This is a genomic window from Beijerinckia sp. L45, assembly GCF_009765775.1.
In the GTDB taxonomy this organism is placed as follows: domain Bacteria; phylum Pseudomonadota; class Alphaproteobacteria; order Rhizobiales; family Beijerinckiaceae; genus RH-AL1.
Genome location: NZ_LMUU01000035.1, coordinates 1 through 19,026, shown reverse-complemented (window position 1 = coordinate 19,026; position 19,026 = coordinate 1). Strand labels below are relative to the sequence as shown.

Below are 19,026 nucleotides of genomic sequence, written 5' to 3'. Positions count from 1 at the left end.
CGCCTGCATTGAGGGCCAAGGTGCTTCCGCATGATCCATGCCACTGCCGGGGCGCCCGTATCAAGCGGCGCGGCATTTGAACCGTTGCCGCGCCCGGCCATTGCCCCCTCGGCGAAGCGTCACCTGCAACGCCGACCGGCCTCCGGGCTCATGCGCTCTCGATCGAGCCGTCCATGAAAATCGCGACCTTCAACATCAACAACATCAACCGTCGGCTGCCGAACCTGCTGGCGTGGCTCGCCGCCGCGGCGCCGGATGTCGTCTGTCTTCAGGAGCTCAAGGCAGCGGGCGCCAAGTTCCCGCTTTCGGCCATCCAGCAGGCCGGCTATGGCGCCGTGTGGGCCGGCCAGAAAACCTGGAACGGCGTCGCCATTCTGGCCAAGGGCGCCGAGCCTGTCCTTACCCGAAACGCGCTTCCGGGCGACCCGGACGATACGCAAAGCCGCTACATCGAGGCGGCCGTCGGCGGCGTGCTGATCGCCTCGCTCTACCTGCCCAACGGCAATCCGCGCCCGGGACCTAAATTCGACTACAAGCTCGCCTGGTTTGATCGCCTCATCGCTCATGCCGCCAGCCTCAAGGCAGCGGGTGTCCCGGCGGTGCTTGCCGGCGATTACAACGTCGTGCCGACGGCCGTCGACATCTATCCCACGACATCCTGGAGCGAAGACGCGTTGCTCCAGCCGGAAAGCCGCGCCGCCTTTCGCCGGCTTGTGGACCAGGGCTGGACCGACGCCATCCGCACGCGGCACCCCGATACGCCGTGCTACACGTTCTGGGATTATAAGCGCCAGCGCTGGGGTCGCGACGCCGGGCTCCGGCTGGATCACCTGCTGCTGAGCGCCGACCTCGCGCTTCGGCTCGCCGACGCTGGCGTCGACAAGGCCGTACGGGGCGTCGACGGGGCGAGCGACCATGCGCCCGCCTGGATCGTCCTCGCCGATAGGCCGCGCAAGCGGACCCCCGCTTTAAACAATGATGAAATGCTTGGTCGTCGTCGACGGGATCGGTAAAGAAGACCATGACGACAGCGATTGACCCTGTGCTATCCCGCGACGAGACGTTCCGCCTCGCGGCGCTGGAACGATACGACATCCTTGATACAATTGCAGAAACCGGCTTCGACGACGTCGTGCAGCTGGCGTCTCAGGTCTGCGCGACGCCCGTCGCACTCGTCAGCTTCGTCGCCGCGGACCGCCAATGGTTCAAGGCGCGGCTCGGGTTTTCCGCGTGCGAGACCCCGCTGGACCAGTCCGTCTGCTCCCATGTCCTGGTCGAACGCGGCATCCTCGTCATTCCCGATCTGACGGCGGATGCGCGCACGCGAAGCAACCCGCTGGTGACCGGCGAACCGCATATTCGATTCTACGCCGGCGCTCCCATCGAGACGCCGGACGGCGAAATCCTTGGTGCGGTTTGTGTCATCGACTCCGTGCCGCGACCGGGGGGACTGACGGCCGATCAGGCCACGACCCTGAAAATCCTGGCGCGCCAAGTGATGACGCAGATGGAGTTACGCAGAGCGCTGCGGAAACAGCGCGAGGACGACGCGCTTCACCGGCAGATCGTCACCAGCGCTGCCGATTACGCCATCATCACCATGGACCGTGAAGGCTTGGTCACCAGTTGGAGCGAAGGCGCCGAACAGATCCTCGGCTGGCGCGAAGACGAGATCTGCGGCAAGCCGGCCCGGCTGTTCTTCACCATCGAGGATGACGCCGACGGCGTGCCCGAGCGGGAAATGAAGGCGGCGCGCGAGACGGGCCGTGGCTGGGACGAACGATGGCACCGCCGCAAGGACGGCTCGGTGTTCTGGGCCAATGGCGAAATGATGCCGCTGCTGTCCGATGCCGAGGAGCACATCGGCTATCTCAAGATCCTGCGCGATCGCACCCAGCAGCGGATCGGCGCCGAAAAGCTTGAGGAAAGCGCGCTGCAGCTGCGTTCGTTGACCGAAGTCAGCCCGCAGATGGTGTGGTTCGGCGATGCGCAGGCCGCCATCACCTACTGCAATCCGTATTGGTACGACTACACCGGGCTGACCATCGGGGACACAAGCGGCAATGGTTGGGTCAGCGTGATCCGGCCGGACTTCCGTGAATCCGTTTTCAAGACCTGGCAGCAAGCGGTTGCCACGGCCTCGTCCTACGAGATCGAGATCCCGTTCTGCCGCGCCAGCGACGGCGCCTACCGCTGGTTTCTGGCGCGCGGCATTCCGATCCGCAACGACGACGGCAGCGTCCGAAGCTGGATCGGCATCGCGATCGAGATCCATGACCGCAAAGTGGCGGAAGCGCGCCTCGAACACCTCAACAAGACCCTCGAGCGGCAGGTCGACGAGCGGACCCGGGAGCGCGACCGCGCCTGGCGGCTGTCGAAGGACCTGCTTGTCGTCGTCGAGATGGACGGCGTGCTGACCGCGGTCAACGCGGCGGTGACGGAATTGCTCGGTTGGGAGCCTGCCGACCTCGTCGGCCACCCGTTCAAGACGCTGGCGCATCCCGACGACGTGGATGCGACCGTCGCCGCCTTCAAGACGATTTTCGAGAAGCCGCTTGTCGAAGCTTTCGACTACCGCCTGCTGCACAAGGACGGGACCTATCGATGGTTTGCCTGGACCGCCGCATTCGAGGACGGCAAAGTCTACGCCAGCGGACGGCATACGACGGCCGAACGCGAACAGGTCGCCGCCCTTCGCACGGCGGAAGACCAGCTGCGGCAGGCGCAGAAGATGGAGGCCGTGGGCCAGCTTACCGGCGGCCTCGCGCATGATTTCAACAATCTGCTCACCGGCATCACCGGCAATCTCGACCTCCTGCAATCGAAGGTCGCCAAGGGCCGCATCAGCGATATCGACCGCTACATTACCGCGGCTCAAGGCGCCGCCAAGCGCGCCGCGGCGCTGACCCACCGGCTGCTCGCCTTCTCCCGCAGGCAGACGCTCGACCCCAAGCCGACCGACATCAATCGCCTGGTGACGGAGATGGAGGAGATGGTCCGCCGTACCGTCGGTCCCTCGATCGACATCGCGGTCGTCCGCGCCACCGATCTCTGGACCACGCTCGTCGATCCCAATCAGCTCGAGAACGCGCTGCTCAACCTCTGCATCAACGCGCGTGACGCGATGCCGGATGGCGGGCGCCTGACCATCGAGACGGCGAACGTCCCCTTGGAAGGGCGCGCCGCACGCCAGCGCGAGCTGCCGCCCGGCCAGTACCTCTGCCTCAGCGTCGCCGACACCGGAACGGGCATGACGCCCGACGTCATCAAGCGCGCCTTCGACCCGTTCTTCACCACCAAGCCGCTCGGCCAAGGAACAGGGCTCGGCCTGTCGATGATCTACGGCTTCGCACGGCAATCGGGCGGACAGGTGCGGATCGACTCCGAACCCGGCCGCGGGACGACGATGCTCATCTACCTGCCCCGCCATGAGGGTCATGCCGGTGAGGCGGAGGAGCGGGATCATCCGGCAGAAGCCTCGACGGGTGAACGCGGCGGCACGGTGCTGGTCGTCGACGACGAGCCAAGCGTGCGGACGCTGATCACGGAGGTGCTGGAAGACCTCGGCTATACCGCCATCGAAGCCGCGGACGGGCTCGCCGGCCTCGCCGTGCTGCGCTCCGACGCCCATGTCGACATGCTCGTCACCGACGTCGGCCTGCCCGGCGGGATGAACGGGCGCCAGCTCGCCGATGCCGGGCGCGTGGTGCGGCCGACGCTGAAGGTGTTGTTCATCACCGGCTACGCCGAAACCACCGTGATCAAGAACGGCCAGCTCGAGCCGGGCATGCAGATCCTGACCAAGCCCTTTGCGATGGACGTCTTGGCCAGCCGCATCGAAAGGCTGATCGCCGAGGAGACGATCGACTAAAAGGCGGAGAGCCCGGTGATCGCACGCCCGAGGATCAACGCGTGGACATCGGACGCGCCTTCGTAGGTGTTCACCGTCTCCAGGTTCATCGTATGACGCATGACATGATGCTGGCCGGTGATGCCGGCGCCGCCGTGCATGTCGCGCGCCTCGCGCGCGATCGCCAGGGCCTTGGCGCAGTTGTTGCGCTTCAGCATGGAGATGGCCTCGGGCACGAAGGCGCCCTGGTCGAGCATCCGCCCGAGCGCCAGCGCGCCCTCATAGCCGAGTGAAATGTCGGTCATCATATCGGCGAGCTTCTTCTGCACCAGCTGCCGCCCGGCGAGCGGACGCCCGAACAATTGCCGCTCCAGCACATAGTCGCGCGTGGCATGGAGGCAGAATTCCGCCGCGCCAAGCGCGCCCCAGGCAATGCCGTAGCGCGCCTTGTTGAGGCAGGAGAACGGGCCGCGGAGGCCGCGGACGCCGGGCAGCCGGTTCTCGTCCGGCACGAAGACGTCGGCGAGCCCGATGTCGCCGGTGACAGAGGCGCGCAGGCTCAATTTGTCGCCGATCACCTGCGTGGTAAAGCCGGCAAAGCCACGCTCGACGATGAAGCCGGTGATGTCACCCTCGAGCTTGGCCCAGACGATGGCAATGTCGCAGATCGGCGAATTGGTGATCCAGTATTTCGCTCCGGTGAGCACGTAGCCGCCGTCGACCTTTTGCGCCCGCGTGCGCATTGCTGAAGGGTCCGACCCGCCGTCCGCTTCCGTGAGGCCGAAACAGCCGATCAGGTCCCCGCGCGCCATTTTCGGCAGAAACCGCCGCTTCTGCGTCTCCGAGCCGAAGGCATGGATCGGATACATCGCGAGAGAAGACTGGACGCTCATCGCCGAGCGGTAGCCGGAATCGACCGCCTCGATCTCGCGGGCAATGAGGCCATAGGCGACATGGCCGGCACCGGCGCCCCCGTAGGCCTCCGGCAGCATCGCGCCGAGAAACCCGCGTTCGCCCATCTCGCTCATAATCTCGCGATCGAAGCGCTCGTCGGCAAAGGCCGAGACCACCCGCGGCAGCAACCTGTCCCGCGCATAGGACCGCGCCGCGTCGGCGATCATCCGTTCGTCGTCGGTGAGGCGCGACGCCAGATCCAGCGGATCGGTCCAATCAAAGGTTTTGTGGGGCGCGCTTCCCGATGTCATCCGCGGAATCCTCGATCAGATGATGGCCACCATATCAGGATCAGCGCCTCGACCTCGAATGGCCAGGCTGAAGCCCACGCCTGCAAGCTTGCTATATCGCGTCGCCGGCAAACGCGCGATGGTCCGATTGGCCCTTGCCGTCACCTTTTGCCCAAGACCGTTTGGCCCTGTTCCGCACGGATGTCAGGCCGGCACTTGCTGCACGTCATAACCATATTCCGCCGCTGCCGCGGTCAACCAGGACCAAAAACTGCCGGCGAAGCCGCGCGGGACCGCCAGCACGTAGGTCGGCGCATCGTCGACCTGCCACAGCTGGATGTTGATATGCGCCACGCTGGTGACGGCCGTCGCGCCCGCCGCAAACACGGATGGATGCAAGTCGATCGACACGCCTTTGGCGAGCAGCGCACGGGCGTCGGCACCACCGACACGAACCAGTGCGCGGCCATCGCTTTGATCGGTCACAGCGGCAACGCCGGCGAGGCGCTGCGGCAGATCGGCAAGCGCCGACGCCGCAGGCCCCATGACCAGCCATTGTCCCGGCGCCGACCAGACGAGGCTGCCGGCACTCGCGAAGGCCGCGCGGCCCGTTGCTGGAAGCGCGACGCCCAGACGCTCCTGCATCAAGCGATCGAGCGCAGCCTCTTCGCCCGGCCGGACGATGATCGTGGCAAGCGCCTGGCGTCCGAGCAGATCGAGGCGGACGCCCGGATCCCCGCCGGCACGCCCGAAGCGGCCCGTCTGTGTGACGCCGGCCCAGCCGCTGCGCTGCTGCCATGTTGTTGGCGCGGAATCAGACACGAAGCTTCTCCTCCTTCGGGTCGACAAAGCACGGCGCGCAGATCTCCACGACGACGTCGCCGTTGCGCACGGGATCATAGGCGCGCACGCGTTCGCCATGGCGCTGCGCGCCATTCTTCAGCAGCCCGATCCCGATCCACTGGCCGAGCACCGGCGAGAAGGCGACGGAGGTGAGATAGCCTTCGTCCGCCTCGGGCCCCGGCGTCACGTCGACGCCGATGAAATGGCTGCCCGCGCGAATCCGATCGTTCGGGTCGACCGGCCTGACGCCGACGACGATCGGCCGCTCCGGCTCGATCAAGGCCGGGCGCTCTTTCATCAGGCGGCCAATAAAGTCTTTCTTCTTGGCCATCATGCCGCCGAGGCCGAGATCGCGCGCGGTGGTCTGGCCATTGATCTCAGCCGTCGCCACATGCCCTTTCTCGATGCGCATGACGCTCAGCGCCTCGGTGCCATATGGTGTGATCCCATACGAGGCGCCGGCATTGAGAATCGCGCGCCACGCCGCGTCGCCGTAGCCGGCCGGCACAGCCAGTTCGTAGGCGAGTTCTCCGGAGAACGAGATGCGGAACAGCCGCGCCGCGATGCCGCCGCCAACCGTGATCGCCGCCGCGGCGAGAAACGGAAAGGCCTCGTTGCTGATGTCGACAGCGGGATCGATAATTCTGCGCAGCGTGTCGCGAGCATGCGGCCCGGCAATGGCGAACTGCGCCCATTGCTCGCTCACCGACGTCATCTGCACGTCGAGATGGGGATAGAGCCACTGGTGCGCATATTCGAGGTGTTGCATCACTCGCGCCGCGTTGGCGGTGGACGCCGTCATGACGAAATGCGTATCGCCGAGCCGCGTGACGGTGCCGTCATCCATCACGAAGCCGTCTTCGCGTAACACGATCGCATAGCGTGCCTTGCCGACCGGCAGCGAGGCGAAGGCGTTGGCGCAGACCTTGTCGATGAGCTTGATCGCATCGCGCCCTTGGATATCGATCTTGCCGAATGTCGATACGTCGCAGATGCCGACGGCGCTACGCACGGTCGAGACCTCGCGGCGTACCGTTTCAAGCCAATCGGTTTCGCCGGTTTGCGGAAAATAGGCAGCGCGCAGCCACTGGCCCGAAGTGACGAAGACGGCGCCGTTGGCCTCGGCCCAGCCATGCGACGGGGTGTGGCGCGTCGCGCGAAAGTCCTGGCCGCGATGGTGCCCGGCCAGCGCCCCGATCGCTACCGGCGTGAACGGCGGCCGAAAAACGGTGGTGCCGACCTGCGGCAGCGGCTGGCCCGTCAGCTCGGCCATGATGCCGAGGCCGGCCATGTTGGACGTCTTACCCTGGTCGGTCGCCATGCCGAGCGTCGTATAGCGCTTGAGATGCTCGACGGCGCGGAATCCTTCGCGATGCGCGAGTTCGATATCGGTTGCGGCGACGTCGTTCTGGAAATCGACGAAGGCCTTACCCCTGCCGGCCCTGGCCCGCCACAGGGGCTCGTGGGCATCGCTTTCTGGGTCGGTCGTATATGGTGGCGGGGACACCGCCGCAAAGCCGCAGTCCGCGGCAGCTGCAGCACCGGCGCGGGCACCGCCGTCGAGACAGTCGGACAGAAGAAACTGTCCCTTGGCCGCGCCGACCGCCGTCATGCCACCCGGGAGTCCGCCGGGAACGAAGGCGCTGATGCGCGCATCCCACACCGGCTTGCGGCTGAGGTGGGAATCGAGGTGGACGATGGGGTTCCAACCATTGGCCATGGCAAGGCAATCGCAGCGGATCGTCTCCGTGCGGCCGGCGTCGCTCATCACCGTGATGGCGGCGAGCTCGGGGCGGCCCGCGGTGTCGATAACCTGCGCGCCGAGCATAATCCGCGCCCCGGCCGCGACGGCCGCCTGCGTCAGGCCGGCGCGGACTTCAAAACGGGAGTCAATGACGGCCACCACACGAGCGCCAGCGGCCACGGCATCGGCGACCGTGCGCCATCCGTCGTCGCTGGTCGTAAAGACCGCGAATTCGCGGCCGGGCAAAACGCCGTATTTATTGATGTAGGCGCGCACGGCGCCCGCCAGCATCACGCCGGGCCGATCGTTGCCGCCGAACACATGCGGCCGCTCGATTGCGCCGGCCGCGAGGATCGCGCGCTTGGCGGCGATGCGCCAGTAGCGCTGGCGCGGCGCGTGCTCTTCCGGGACCGCCACATGATCGCTGACGCGCTCGATAGCGCCATACTGTCCGTGGTCGTAGACGCCGAACAGCGTGGTGCGGCTGAGGATGCGCACGTCCGGCATGGCGCGGAGCTCGCCGATGGCGTCGCCTGCCCACGTGGTGCCGGCTAGTGCACCGATCGTGCGGCGCTCCGCCAGAAGCCGGCCCCCCGGCGTCGCCTCTTCGTCGACCAGGATCACCCGCGCGCCGGCGCGGCCCGCAGCGAGCGCGGCGGCAAGGCCAGCCGGACCACCGCCGATGACCAGCACGTCGCAGTGCGCATGCATGCGATCATAGTGATCGGGGTCCGGTGCCTCCGCCGCGCGGCCGAGCCCCGCGGCGCGGCGAATCAGCGGCTCGTAGAGTTTTTCCCAGAACGACGCCGGCCACATGAATGTCTTGTAATAGAAGCCGGCGGCGAAGACCGGCGCGGCCAACGCATTGATCGACAAGGCATCGTAGCGCAACGATGGCCAGCGGTTTTGGCTGGCGGTCTCGAGCCCCTCGTAGAGCTCCGCGACGGTGGCGCGCGTGTTCGGCTCGCGCCGCGCCCCGGTGCGCAGCTCCACGAGCGCGTTCGGCTCCTCCGAGCCGGCGGACAGAATGCCGCGCGGCCGGTGATATTTGAAAGAACGGCCGACAAGACGCACGCCGTTGGCGAGCAGCGCCGAGGCCAGCGTATCGCCGGCGACGCCGGTGTAGGCGTGCCCGTCGAACGTGAAGGGAAGCGGCTGCGATCGGTCGATAAGCCCGCCGGCAGCGGTGCGGAACGGCTGCAGCGTGGCCGGGGACGTAGCCGGGGCAGCCGCGCTGGTGGCGCGATCGAGGGCGAGGCTCATGGGACGGCCTTTTCAGCGTCGCGGGCGCGCGCCGCATCGCGCGCGAAGGCAACCTCGGCAATGTCGTGGGTGCGGGTGTCGCGGGTGACGACGAGCCAGGAGCGGCAGCCGGCACCGTGGTACCAGAGCTCGCGGTGCGGTCCCGCTGGATTGTCGCGGCGATAGACGTAGTCCAGCATGGCCGCGGGGCTCGCGTCCATGCCGTCGGGCCGCGCCGGAGAGGCGTCGCCGAGATATGTGAATTCGCCGTTGTCGCGGAGGCCACAGCATGGGCAGTCGATGCGCATGTGCTCTCTCCTCAGTGCAGGTTCGGTTGGGCGCCGACGCCCTTTTCGTCGATCACCGCGCCGGTAGCGAAACGATCGAGACGGAAGGCGGCGTTGAGCGCATGCGGCGCATCATTGGCGATAGTGTGGGCAAAACAGAAGCCGGAGGCCGGCGTCGCTTTAAAGCCGCCGTAGCACCAGCCGGCGTTGAGATAGAGGCCCTCGATATGGGTCTTGTCGATGATCGGCGACCCATCCATCGACATGTCCATCACGCCGCCCCAGTGGCGCAGCACACGCAGGCGGCCAAGTCCCGGCCACAGCGCCATGCCGCCTTCCATCACGTCCTCGATCGTCGCGAGGTTGCCGCGGCTGGCGTAGGAATTGTAGCCGTCGATATCGCCGCCGAAGACGAGGCCGCCCTTGTCGGACTGGCTGACATAGAAGTGGCCGGCGCCGAACGTGACCACGGTGTCGATAAGCGGCTTCAACCCCTCGCTGACGAAGGCAGTGAGCACGTGGCTTTCGATCGGCAGGCGCATGTCGACCATCGCCGCGAGCTGCGAGCTGGCGCCAGCAACGGCCAGCCCGACCTTCTTGGCACCGATGTATCCCCGCGTGGTGTCGACCCCAACCACGCGGCCGTTCTCGCGGCGAATGCCGGTCACCGCGCAATTTTGAATGATATCCACGCCACGATCGCTCGCCGCCCGCGCATAGCCCCAGGCCACCGCATCGTGACGCACGGTGCCGCCGCGCCGCTGCAGCAGTCCGCCCTGAATCGGAAAGCGGGCATTGTCGAAATCGAGGAACGGCACCATCGCCCGCACCTGATCCTGGTCGAGCAATTCGGCGTCGATCCCGTTGATTCGCATCCCGTTGCCGCGCCGCGCATAGGCGTCGCGCTGGCCATCTGTATGGTAGAGGTTCAGCACGCCGCGCTGGCTGACCATGGCGTTGTAGTTGATGTCCTGCTCCAGACGCTCCCAAAGCTGCATCGACTTTTCGTAGAACGGCACGTTGCCCGGCAGCAGATAGTTGGAGCGCACGATGGTCGTGTTGCGCCCGATGTTGCCGGAGCCGACGTGGCTGCGCTCCAGCACCGCGACATTGCGGATGCCGTGCTGTTCGGCGAGGTAATAGGCCGTCGCCAGCCCGTGGCCGCCGCCGCCGACGATGATGACGTCGTAGGAAGCCTTCGGCGCGGCGTCGCGCCATTGCGGCGTCCAGTCGCGCTGGCCCTTGAAGGCCTGCTGCAGAACGGAAAGAAGGGAATAGCGCATGTCAGGTCCTGGACGTTCGGCGTCGCGCCGGAGGCAACGCGCCGCTCCCGTTTCGCCCGCGATGGTCAGCTTGAAGGGCGCGTGCGGCCCTCCAAGGCATGTCGCGGGCTTGAGTGTTCAGCAGTCGAGCGTGTTGTCGCGTTCCCACTCCGTGAGATGGCGCGAATAGGCGTTCCATTCCTCGGTCTTCAGCTTGAGATAGGAGGGGACGAAACTGCCGAAGGCCTCGTTGAGGACGCTGCAGCCGTCCAGCGCGCGGATCGCGTCGAGCATGTTGAGCGGCAGCTTCTTCACGTTTTCGACGAGGTGCCCGTCGGTGTACATGTTGATGTCGAGGCGTTTGCCGGGATCGCGCTTGTTGCGCAGACCGTCGAGTCCTGCGGCGAGAATGCCGGCCTGCAGCAGGTACGGGTTGGCGGCGCCATCGGCGAGGCGGAACTCGAAGCGGCCGTTGTCGGGAATGCGGATCATGTGCGTGCGGTTGTTGCCGGTATAGGTCACCGAGTTCGGCGCCCAGGTCGCTCCCGACGTCGTGCGCGGCGCGTTGATGCGCTTGTAGGAGTTCACCGTCGGATTGGTGATCGCGGCCAGCGCATCGGCGGAATGGATGATGCCGCCGATGAAGTGGTAGCCCTCCTGCGACAGGCCGAGCTCGTCGCTTTTGTCGGCGAAGACGTTCTTGCCGTCCTTCCACAGCGAAACGTGCGCATGGCAGCCGGATCCGGTCAGGTCCATGAACGGCTTCGGCATGAAGGTGGCGCGAAAGCCGTGCTTTTCCGCGATCGAGCGGGTCATGTATTTGAAGAAGGCGTGGCGGTCGGCGGTGATCAGCGCATCGTCATAGGCCCAGTTCATCTCGAACTGGCCGTTGGCGTCCTCGTGATCGTTCTGGTAGGGTTTCCACCCCAGCGTCAGCATCGCGTCGCAGATCTCGGCGACGACGTCGTAGCGGCGCATCAGCGCGGACTGGTCGTAGCAGGGCTTCATCTGCCTGTCGGCCAGATCGGCCGGCGCCGAACCATTCGGCGTGATGAGGAAGAACTCGCATTCGACGCCGGTCTTCATCTGCAACCCCTCGCTCGCGGCATCCGCGATGAGGCGCTTCAGGATGTTGCGCGGGCCCTGCTCCACCGGCTTGCCGTTCATGTAGAGATCGGCGGCGAGCCAGCCAACCTCCGGCTTCCACGGCAGCTGGATCAGGCTCGCCGGATCGGCCATCGCGAAAAGGTCGGGGTCGGCCGGGCTCATGTCGAGCCAGGTGGCGAAGCCGGCAAAGCCCGCGCCGTCCTCGACCATCGCGTTGATCGCCGAGGCCGGCACCAGCTTGGCGCGCTGGCTGCCGAACAGATCGGTGTAGGAGATCAGAAAATACTTGATGCCGCGTTCTTTAGCGACAGCTTCGAGATCGGACATTGTTTTCCTCCTGCCACCGACCCGGCGGCCCCTACGCGTCGTTTGGTCCCGACCGCCGAAGCGATCGCGGCGTGTCAGAAACCCGTTCTGCCCGGGATCCATGTCGTTCCCGCCAAAGGCACGCCGGCCATCGCGGCGGCCTCGATGGTCAGCGCCACGAGGTCTTCCGGCTCGAGATTGTGCAGATGCGATTTTCCGCAGGCGCGGGCGATGGTTTGGGCTTCCAGCGTCATCACCGCCAAGTAGTTTGCCAGGCGCCGCCCGGCCAGGACGGGATCGAGACGCGCGCTGAGTTCCGGATCCTGCGTGGTGATCCCCGCAGGGTCACGACCCTCGTGCCAGTCGTCGTAGGCGCCGGCGGTGGTGCCGAGCGCCTGGTATTCGTCTTCCCACATCGGGTCGTTGTCGCCGAGCGCGATGAGCGCGCCGGTGCCGATCGCCACGGCGTCCGCGCCGAGCGCCAGCGCCTTGGCGACATCGGCGCCGGAGCGAATGCCGCCGGAGATGATCAGCTGAACCTTTCGGTGCAGCCCGAGATCCTGCAGCGCCTGCACCGCGGGACGGATCGCCGCCAACGTCGGGATCCCGACGTTCTCGATGAAGACGTCCTGCGTCGCCGCCGTGCCGCCCTGCATGCCGTCGATGACCACCACGTCGGCGCCGGATTTGGCGGCGAGCGCGGTATCATAGTACGGCCGGCTGGCGCCGACCTTGACGTAGATCGGCTTCTCCCAATCCGTGATCTCGCGCAGTTCTTCCATCTTGATCTCAAGATCGTCCGGCCCCGTCCAGTCCGGATGCCGCGAGGCCGAGCGCTGGTCGATGCCGGGGGGGAGGCAGCGCATGCCGGCGACGCGCTCGGTGATTTTTTGGCCGAGCAGCATGCCGCCACCGCCGGGCTTGGCGCCCTGGCCGATGACGATCTCGATCGCGTCCGCCTTGCGCAGATCGTCGGGATTCATCCCATAGCGCGACGGCAGATATTGATAGACCAGCGTCTGCGAATGGCCGCGCTCTTCCTGCGTCATGCCGCCGTCGCCCGTCGTCGTCGAGGTGCCGGCGAGCGTCGCGCCACGCCCCAACGCTTCCTTGGCGTTGGCGGAGAGCGAGCCAAAGCTCATGCCGGCGATGGTGATCGGCGTCTTCAGCGTAATCGGCTTCTTGGCGAAACGCCCGCCAAGCACGACCTCGGTGCTGCAACGCTCGCGATAGCCCTCCAGCGGATAACGGCTGATCGAGGCGCCGAGGAACAGCAGGTCGTCGAAATGCGGCAGCTTGCGCTTGGCGCCGGCACCACGGATATCGTAGATGCCGGTCGCCGCCGCGCGGCGGATCTCTGCCATCGTCGCGGGATCGAAGGTCGCGGAGAAACGCGGCAACGTCCGGGCCTTCCGGGCGTGATCGTCCATCAGTAGGCTCCGGCGTTGTCGACGTGAAAATGATAAAGCGTGCGGGCCGAGCCGTAGCGCTTGAACTCGCCGATATCGATCTCGCCGTTGAGACCGGCGGCGGTGAGCTTGGCGTGCAGCAGCTCGCGATGTTCGTCGCGCATCGGCTTTTCCACGCAGTCAGCGCCGAGGCTCTTCACCGAGCCGCGGACGAACAGTTTGGCCTCATACAGGGAGTCGCCGAGCGCTTCGCCGGCGTCGCCGAGGACGGTAAGGGTTCCCGCCTGCGCCATGAACGCCGACATATGGCCGATCGAGCCTTTGACGACGATGTCGATGCCCTTCATCGAAATGCCGCAGCGCGCGCCGGCATTGCCCTCGACGACGAGCATGCCGCCTTGCGCCGTGGCGCCGGCCGCCTGGCTGGCGTCGCCGCGTACATGCACGAGGCCCGACATCATGTTCTCGGCGACGCCGACGCCGGCATTGCCGTTGATCACGACATTCGCCAGCTTGTTCATGCCGGCGCAATAATAGCCGACGTTGCCCTCGATCTCGACGCTGATCGCGGCATCGAGCCCGCAGGCGATGGCATGGCGGCCGTCAGGATTGGCGATCAGCCAATGCGTTTCGTTGGTATCGGGACGCAGATGATGCAGGGCCTGGTTGAGTTCGCGAAGCGCGGTCTGCCTGAGGTCGACGTTCGGCATCAGGCACGCTCCCAGGCGTAGACGGTGGCCGGCTCGGGCTCGAAGACGCGCGCCGTCTCGATCCCGGGAAGACCGACGAGGGCCCGATATTCCGACCCGAAGGCGACGTAGTCGTCGGTCTCGGCCATCACGGCCGGCTTGCAGGCGATGGGGTCGCGAACCACCGCGAAACCGGTCTCGGTGCCGACGACGAATGTGAAGAAGCCGTCGAGATCGGTGAGGCTCGATTCGAGCGCAGCCTTAAGCGAATCGCCTTCGCTCATCCGCCAGGACAGATAGCCGGCGGCAACTTCGGTATCGTTCTGCGTCACGAAGTGCAGTCCCTTGTGCTCCAGGGTGCGGCGCATGCCATTGTGGTTCGAGAGCGAACCATTATGCACAAGGCACTGATCGTTGCCGGTGGAGAACGGATGCGCGCCGTTGGTGGTCACCGCGCTTTCCGTCGCCATGCGGGTGTGGCCGATCGCGTGCGTCCCGGTCATGCCGGCGAGATCGAAGCGCTGCGCGACGCGGGCGGGCAGCCCGACCTCCTTGTAGATTTCCATCCGCTTGCCGACGCTCACCACGTCGATGCCAGGGGCGTTGGCGTCGATCCAGCTGCGCACCGCGCGTTCGCGGGAGGCTGGAACCGTGAGCACGGTGTGGGTATCGCGCGCCGTCGACGTAAAAGTTTCGCCAAGCGCCTGCTCGAGCGTGGCGATGGCGGCCTTGAGGGCGCCCTGGTCGGAACCGCGGAGCGTCAGCTTCACGCCACCGGCATCGCTGTCGCGGCCGTACACCGCAAAGCCCGCACTGTCGGGGCCGCGCTCGCTCATCGCGGCAAGCATCGGCCCGAGCATAGCGCCAAGCTGCGGCTCAAGGGCCGGATTTTTTAGGAAAAGTCCAACGATGCCGCACATAGGCTCCCCGCAATTTCGCTCTCCATGAAAGCTTTACGGACGGTCAGCGGCGGCGTCAATGGTAAGAAACAAACTTTCCTGAGAGGATAATGCCGCGGCGCGTCAGCCGGTCTTTCGGGTATAGATGATGATCGACAGATAGGTCATCGGCTTCACGACGAGGGTCTCGGGACCATGGACGCCGCCGGAGTCAAACAACAGCGAGTCGCCCGGCTTCATGTGATAGGTGCGGTCGGCATGGCGGTACACGACCTCGCCGCTCAGCATGTAGATGAACTCGGTTCCGGCGTGGCGAAAGCCGGTGTAGGGCGAAGCATCGTCGTTGAGGGTGATGAGGTAGGGCTCCACCACGACATCGCCGCCGATCGCATGGCCGAGCAACTCGTAGATGTGCCCAACCTTGGTCCCCCGGCGCTCGATCAGCACGCCCTGCCCTTTCGGGACGAAGGAGCAGTCTCGCTTATCCTCGAAAGCCGTGAAGAGCGAGCTCAGCGGCACGTTCAAGGCATGGGCGATCGCGTTGATGGTGGAGAGCGACGGCGAAATCTGGCCGTTCTCGATTTTCGAAACCATGCCGATCGAGATACCGGCGGCGTTCGACAGATCGCCGACCGACAATTCCCGCTCCCGACGCAAAACCCGGATCTGCAGGCCGAGCGCACTTTCGAGCGTGCGGGGGCTTTCGACAGGCGCCGTCGAACCGGTCGTGAGATCGGTCGGGTCGGCGGCGGGTGCGCGAAGCCCAGGACGTGCGAGAGCGGATTTGGCCATAATTCATTCTGCGCTATGCCGTTTGAACCGCAAGCCCCTTTTTCTACTGCCCACGGCTCATCGTATTGGCGGTCTAGCAAAATAAGCTCAGTAAAGCGGAAAGGCTGTGCAGTTTTGTCGGCAATGCCCCGCGTACCGCCCGAAGTCGAATCGTCGCGCCGGACCTGCGTGACGGTCCGGATCGGGTGACGGCTTCCGCCGAGGGCAATGAAACGCCCATGGTGGTCGCCCGACAGTTTACGCTACCTGGAGCCGGGCATCAAAACGCAAAAGGCCGCCCGAAGGCGGCCTCGCGGCAGGATCCGAAGATCCGGCAAATCACATGGCGTGATGCATCATGCGCTTCTTCATCATGTGGTGCTTCATCATCATGTGATGCTTCATCATCATGTGCTTCTTCATCATCATGTGGTCGTCAGCGCGCGCAGCGGAGACAACGGTCATCGAGGTAGCGGCGAGCAGCGTGGCAAGCAGAACGGTCTTGATCATTTTAAGCTCCTTTGCTCCTGCCATGCCCTACGCATCGCGGGAAACACGGCGCCTTTTTGTCCAAAATCGGATGAACCGTCAATGAACAAAACGAAATATCTTCTCCGTCTTCCGGAAGTTTCGGTAATATTTTTTTGTCTGGAACCTAATCCGTAAAGTAACGTTCTGGAGCGCAAAACAGTATTAAGCAAGCATATCCTTCCAGCTGCAACCTTGAATCATATGGCGTTTCGTTGCGAAAGGGCTGCGGGCATGGGGCCGCCGGTCGCCCAATCGATCAGCTGGACGGTATGGACGATCGGCAGGCCGGTGCCACTGCCAATCTGAACAATACAGCCGATGTTGCCTGCGGCGATCACGTCGGGCCTGGTCTTCTCGATGTTCGCCACCTTGCGATCGCGCAGTTGGCCCGCGATCTCCGGCTGCAGCAGGTTATAGGTGCCGGCCGAGCCGCAGCAGATGTGGCCCTCGGGCACCGGCACGACCTCGAACCCGGCCTGCCCCAGCAGGATCATCGGGGTCTGCGTGACCTTTTGCCCATGCTGCAATGAACAGGCGGAGTGGTAGGCCACCTTGAGGCCTTTGGCGGCGCCACGCGGCGCGACATCGAGCGTCGCCAGCACCTCGCTGACGTCCTTCGCCAAGCCCGACACCGCTGCCGCCGCCGCGGCCAGCAAAGCATCGTTGCGGAACATGAACCCATAATCCTTCACCGTCGTGCCGCAGCCCGAGGTGTTGATGACAATGTGGTCGAGCCCGTGGGCATCGCGCTCGGCGACGAAGGCGTTGATGTTGCCCGCTGCCAGCCCGTGCGCCTCGCTCTCGTAGCCCATGTGATGGGGCAGCGCGCCGCAGCAGCCGACGCCGGCGATCACCACCACCTCGGCGCCATGCCGAGTCAGCACCCGGATCGTCGCCTCGTTGATCGCGGGGTCGAGCACCTTTTGCGCACAGCCCGTGAGCAGCGCGACGCGCATGCGCCTGACGCCTTCGGCGGGATAGACGTTGGGGCGATCGCTCGGCGAGGCCTTTGGCAAGACCGCCGGCGCCATCGCGACCATCGCCGCAAGTTTTTTCGGGAACGCCGCGCGGAACGGCTTCGCCAGCTTCGCACCTTGCAGCGCCAGCCGGAACAATGCCGGACGCGGCAGCACCACGGCCAGCATTTTTCGCAGCAGTCGATCCATCGGCGGCCGCGTATAGGTTTTTTCGATATGCGCCCGAGCGTGATCGACGAGGTGCATATAGTTCACGCCTGAGGGGCAGGTCGTCATGCAGGAAAGGCACGAGAGGCAGCGGTCGACGTGCTTGACCGTCTCGGCATCGGCCGGGCGATCGTTCTCCAGCATGTCCTTGATGAGATAGATTCGGCCGCGCGGCGAATCGTTCTCCTCGCCGAGCAGGAGAAATGTCGGACAGGTCGAGGTGCAGAAGCCGCAATGCACGCATTTGCGCACGATCTTCTCGCTCGAGGCGAAGTCCGGGCGTTCGAGCAGGGCGGGCGCGAAACTGGTCTGCATGATTGTTCTCGAGCGTTCAGGCTTCGAGGCCCAAGCGTCCCCGGTTCAAGATGTTGAGTGGATCGAAACTCGCCTTCACCCGCCGCGACAGCGCCGCGAGCGGGGCAAGCTGCGGGTGGAAGATTTCTGTCGTCGCGCGCAGGGAGTCGCTTGCGCGCATCAGCGTGGCGTGGCCGCCGTGCGGTGCCAGGATGCGCCGGATGTCTGCGGCATGCGACGGGCCTTCGGCCAGCGCCAGCCAGACCAGTCCGCCGGCCCAGTCGTAGTACCAGCGGGTGAGCGGCACGCCGGCCGCGCGCAACGCCTCGACGACGCGGCCGCCTTCGCTCGGCGCGGTCGAAATGCGCCATACAGGCCCTTCGGCATCGGCGACGGGCACCGCATCGCGCACCGCGGCCCAGGTGCGGACCGAAGCGTCGTGGCCGAGATCGTCGACGCGGCCGCGCGGGCCGAACTGCGCGACGAGATCCTCGAAGCGCTTGTCGACGGAAATGCCCGGCCCTTCCAGCCGCATCAGGGCGCAAGGCCCAGGTGGCAGGTCGATCCAGCAGCCATCGGGAAGGCAGGCGAAGCTCGACACTTCCTGCGATAGGCCGCTCGATTCGCGCAGGGCGGCGAGGCACGTCGCCTCGTCCCGGGCATAGAGCAGCAGCGTCCGCTCGGTCTCCGCCTTGGGCAGAACTTTCAACGTCACCTCGGTCATCACGGCCAAGGTGCCGTGCGAGCCGGCGATCAGCTTGGAGAGGTCGTAGCCGGTGACGTTCTTGACCACGCGACCACCGGACTTAAAAATGTCGCCGCGGCCGCTGACGGCGCGAAAGCCCAGCACATGGTCACGCGCGGCGCCGGCCTTGATCCGGCGCGGACCGCCGGCGTTCACCGCAACGGTGCCGCCGATCGTGCCGGAACGGTTGCCGCGCCACAGCTTTGTCGGGTCCATCGGCTCGAAGGCGAGCTCCTGGTTCTGCGCGTCGAGCAACGCGACGATCTCGGTCATCGGCGTGCCCGGCAGCGCCCGCAGCACCAGCTCGGTCGGCTCGTAGATGGTCACACCCGACAGTCCACCGACGTCGAGCGTCGCCGTGGCATCGACGGCATGGCCGAGCCCGCGCTTCGAGCCGTGCCCGACGATTTCCAGCGCCGTCTCGGCGCTCATCGCCGCCTGCACGACGGCCAGCACGTCTTCTTCAGTCCGCGGTTGATACAGGTCCATGGGATCAGAAGCGCGGCAGTTCGGGGAACGGCACTTTCCCGGCATGGACGTGCATCTTGCCGAGTTCGGCGCAGCGATGCAGCGTCGGGAACACTTTTCCCGGATTCAGCCGATGCTCGGGATCGAAGGCGCATTTCAACCGCTGCTGCTGCGCCAGGTCGACCTCGGTGAACATCGTCCCCATCAGGTC

At 65.7% G+C, this 19,026-nt stretch carries 16 protein-coding genes; 2 read left to right on the top strand and 14 right to left on the bottom strand.

The genetic code is table 11. The features are described from left to right. Window positions 1-173 precede the first annotated feature (173 nt). On the top strand, window positions 174-1,013 hold the full coding sequence (locus GSQ79_RS03125) for an exodeoxyribonuclease III (RefSeq protein WP_158807282.1): 840 nt from the start codon (window positions 174-176) through the stop codon (window positions 1,011-1,013). Window positions 1,014-1,021: 8 nt separating this feature from the next. Next, window positions 1,022-3,871 carry a PAS domain S-box protein gene (locus GSQ79_RS03120; protein ID WP_158807281.1) on the top strand — a complete coding sequence of 950 codons (2,850 nt, stop codon included), beginning with the start codon at window positions 1,022-1,024 and terminating at the stop codon, window positions 3,869-3,871. Here GSQ79_RS03120 and GSQ79_RS03115 read toward each other — a convergent pair. From GSQ79_RS03115 to GSQ79_RS03050, 14 genes are all read right to left on the bottom strand, one after another. Next, a complete protein-coding gene (locus GSQ79_RS03115; RefSeq protein WP_158807280.1) occupies window positions 3,868-5,055 on the bottom strand; it encodes an acyl-CoA dehydrogenase family protein in 1,188 nt (395 codons plus the stop codon). The two genes, GSQ79_RS03120 and GSQ79_RS03115, sit on opposite strands and share 4 nt — an antisense overlap. 183 nt (window positions 5,056-5,238) lie before the next feature. Further along, window positions 5,239-5,856, bottom strand: coding sequence for a sarcosine oxidase subunit gamma (locus GSQ79_RS03110; RefSeq protein ID WP_158807279.1), 618 nt, complete (start codon window positions 5,854-5,856; stop codon window positions 5,239-5,241). Further along, complete coding sequence (locus tag GSQ79_RS03105; protein WP_158807278.1) at window positions 5,849-8,884, bottom strand: sarcosine oxidase subunit alpha family protein; 3,036 nt, start codon at window positions 8,882-8,884, stop codon at window positions 5,849-5,851. Before GSQ79_RS03105 ends, GSQ79_RS03110 begins: the two co-directional genes overlap by 8 nt. Then, window positions 8,881-9,171, bottom strand: a complete 291-nt coding sequence (locus GSQ79_RS03100) for a sarcosine oxidase subunit delta (RefSeq protein WP_158807277.1) — start codon at window positions 9,169-9,171, stop codon at window positions 8,881-8,883. The genes GSQ79_RS03105 and GSQ79_RS03100 overlap by 4 nt, the downstream gene beginning before the upstream one ends. A gap of 11 nt (window positions 9,172-9,182) precedes the next feature. Continuing rightward, window positions 9,183-10,433 carry a sarcosine oxidase subunit beta family protein gene (locus GSQ79_RS03095; RefSeq protein WP_158807276.1) on the bottom strand — a complete coding sequence of 417 codons (1,251 nt, stop codon included), beginning with the start codon at window positions 10,431-10,433 and terminating at the stop codon, window positions 9,183-9,185. 117 nt (window positions 10,434-10,550) lie between these two features. Beyond that, entirely contained in the window at window positions 10,551-11,846 is a 1,296-nt protein-coding gene (glnT, locus tag GSQ79_RS03090; RefSeq protein WP_158807275.1) for a type III glutamate--ammonia ligase, read from the bottom strand. A gap of 74 nt (window positions 11,847-11,920) precedes the next feature. Beyond that, window positions 11,921-13,255, bottom strand: a complete 1,335-nt coding sequence (locus GSQ79_RS03085) for an FMN-binding glutamate synthase family protein (protein WP_158807274.1) — start codon at window positions 13,253-13,255, stop codon at window positions 11,921-11,923. Continuing rightward, window positions 13,255-13,944: a protein glxC gene (locus tag GSQ79_RS03080; protein ID WP_158807273.1), complete on the bottom strand. Its 690-nt coding sequence runs from the start codon at window positions 13,942-13,944 to the stop codon at window positions 13,255-13,257. Before GSQ79_RS03080 ends, GSQ79_RS03085 begins: the two co-directional genes overlap by 1 nt. After that, a complete protein-coding gene (locus GSQ79_RS03075; protein ID WP_158807272.1) occupies window positions 13,944-14,843 on the bottom strand; it encodes a glutamine amidotransferase family protein in 900 nt (299 codons plus the stop codon). Before GSQ79_RS03075 ends, GSQ79_RS03080 begins: the two co-directional genes overlap by 1 nt. A 102-nt stretch (window positions 14,844-14,945) precedes the next feature. Continuing rightward, window positions 14,946-15,614: an XRE family transcriptional regulator gene (locus tag GSQ79_RS03070; RefSeq protein WP_158807271.1), complete on the bottom strand. Its 669-nt coding sequence runs from the start codon at window positions 15,612-15,614 to the stop codon at window positions 14,946-14,948. A 318-nt stretch (window positions 15,615-15,932) separates the two neighbouring features. Then, window positions 15,933-16,103, bottom strand: coding sequence for a hypothetical protein (locus GSQ79_RS03065; protein WP_158807270.1), 171 nt, complete (start codon window positions 16,101-16,103; stop codon window positions 15,933-15,935). 218 nt (window positions 16,104-16,321) lie between these two features. After that, complete coding sequence (gene glcF / locus GSQ79_RS03060; RefSeq protein ID WP_158807269.1) at window positions 16,322-17,623, bottom strand: glycolate oxidase subunit GlcF; 1,302 nt, start codon at window positions 17,621-17,623, stop codon at window positions 16,322-16,324. A gap of 16 nt (window positions 17,624-17,639) precedes the next feature. Then, a complete protein-coding gene (locus tag GSQ79_RS03055) occupies window positions 17,640-18,836 on the bottom strand; it encodes an FAD-binding protein (RefSeq protein WP_158807268.1) in 1,197 nt (398 codons plus the stop codon). Window positions 18,837-18,840: 4 nt separating this feature from the next. Then, window positions 18,841-19,026, bottom strand: a 186-nt coding sequence (locus GSQ79_RS03050) for an FAD-linked oxidase C-terminal domain-containing protein (protein ID WP_305764607.1), incomplete at its 5' end; no start/stop codon positions are given.

What these genes read in the sequence shown, in the direction of transcription:
- GSQ79_RS03100 (WP_158807277.1), bottom strand. Translation starts at nt 9,171, where the DNA reads ATGCGCATCGACTGCCCATGCTGTGGCCTCCGCGACAACGGCGAATTC.
- GSQ79_RS03105 (WP_158807278.1), bottom strand. Translation starts at nt 8,884, where the DNA reads ATGAGCCTCGCCCTCGATCGCGCCACCAGCGCGGCTGCCCCGGCTACG.
- GSQ79_RS03065 (WP_158807270.1), bottom strand. Translation starts at nt 16,103, where the DNA reads ATGATCAAGACCGTTCTGCTTGCCACGCTGCTCGCCGCTACCTCGATG.
- GSQ79_RS03075 (WP_158807272.1), bottom strand. Translation starts at nt 14,843, where the DNA reads ATGTGCGGCATCGTTGGACTTTTCCTAAAAAATCCGGCCCTTGAGCCG.
- GSQ79_RS03055 (WP_158807268.1), bottom strand. Translation starts at nt 18,836, where the DNA reads ATGGACCTGTATCAACCGCGGACTGAAGAAGACGTGCTGGCCGTCGTG.
- GSQ79_RS03120 (WP_158807281.1), top strand. Translation starts at nt 1,022, where the DNA reads ATGACGACAGCGATTGACCCTGTGCTATCCCGCGACGAGACGTTCCGC.
- GSQ79_RS03070 (WP_158807271.1), bottom strand. Translation starts at nt 15,614, where the DNA reads ATGGCCAAATCCGCTCTCGCACGTCCTGGGCTTCGCGCACCCGCCGCC.
- GSQ79_RS03125 (WP_158807282.1), top strand. Translation starts at nt 174, where the DNA reads ATGAAAATCGCGACCTTCAACATCAACAACATCAACCGTCGGCTGCCG.
- GSQ79_RS03115 (WP_158807280.1), bottom strand. Translation starts at nt 5,055, where the DNA reads ATGACATCGGGAAGCGCGCCCCACAAAACCTTTGATTGGACCGATCCG.
- GSQ79_RS03080 (WP_158807273.1), bottom strand. Translation starts at nt 13,944, where the DNA reads ATGCCGAACGTCGACCTCAGGCAGACCGCGCTTCGCGAACTCAACCAG.
- GSQ79_RS03095 (WP_158807276.1), bottom strand. Translation starts at nt 10,433, where the DNA reads ATGCGCTATTCCCTTCTTTCCGTTCTGCAGCAGGCCTTCAAGGGCCAG.
- glcF (WP_158807269.1), bottom strand. Translation starts at nt 17,623, where the DNA reads ATGCAGACCAGTTTCGCGCCCGCCCTGCTCGAACGCCCGGACTTCGCC.
- glnT (WP_158807275.1), bottom strand. Translation starts at nt 11,846, where the DNA reads ATGTCCGATCTCGAAGCTGTCGCTAAAGAACGCGGCATCAAGTATTTT.
- GSQ79_RS03085 (WP_158807274.1), bottom strand. Translation starts at nt 13,255, where the DNA reads ATGGACGATCACGCCCGGAAGGCCCGGACGTTGCCGCGTTTCTCCGCG.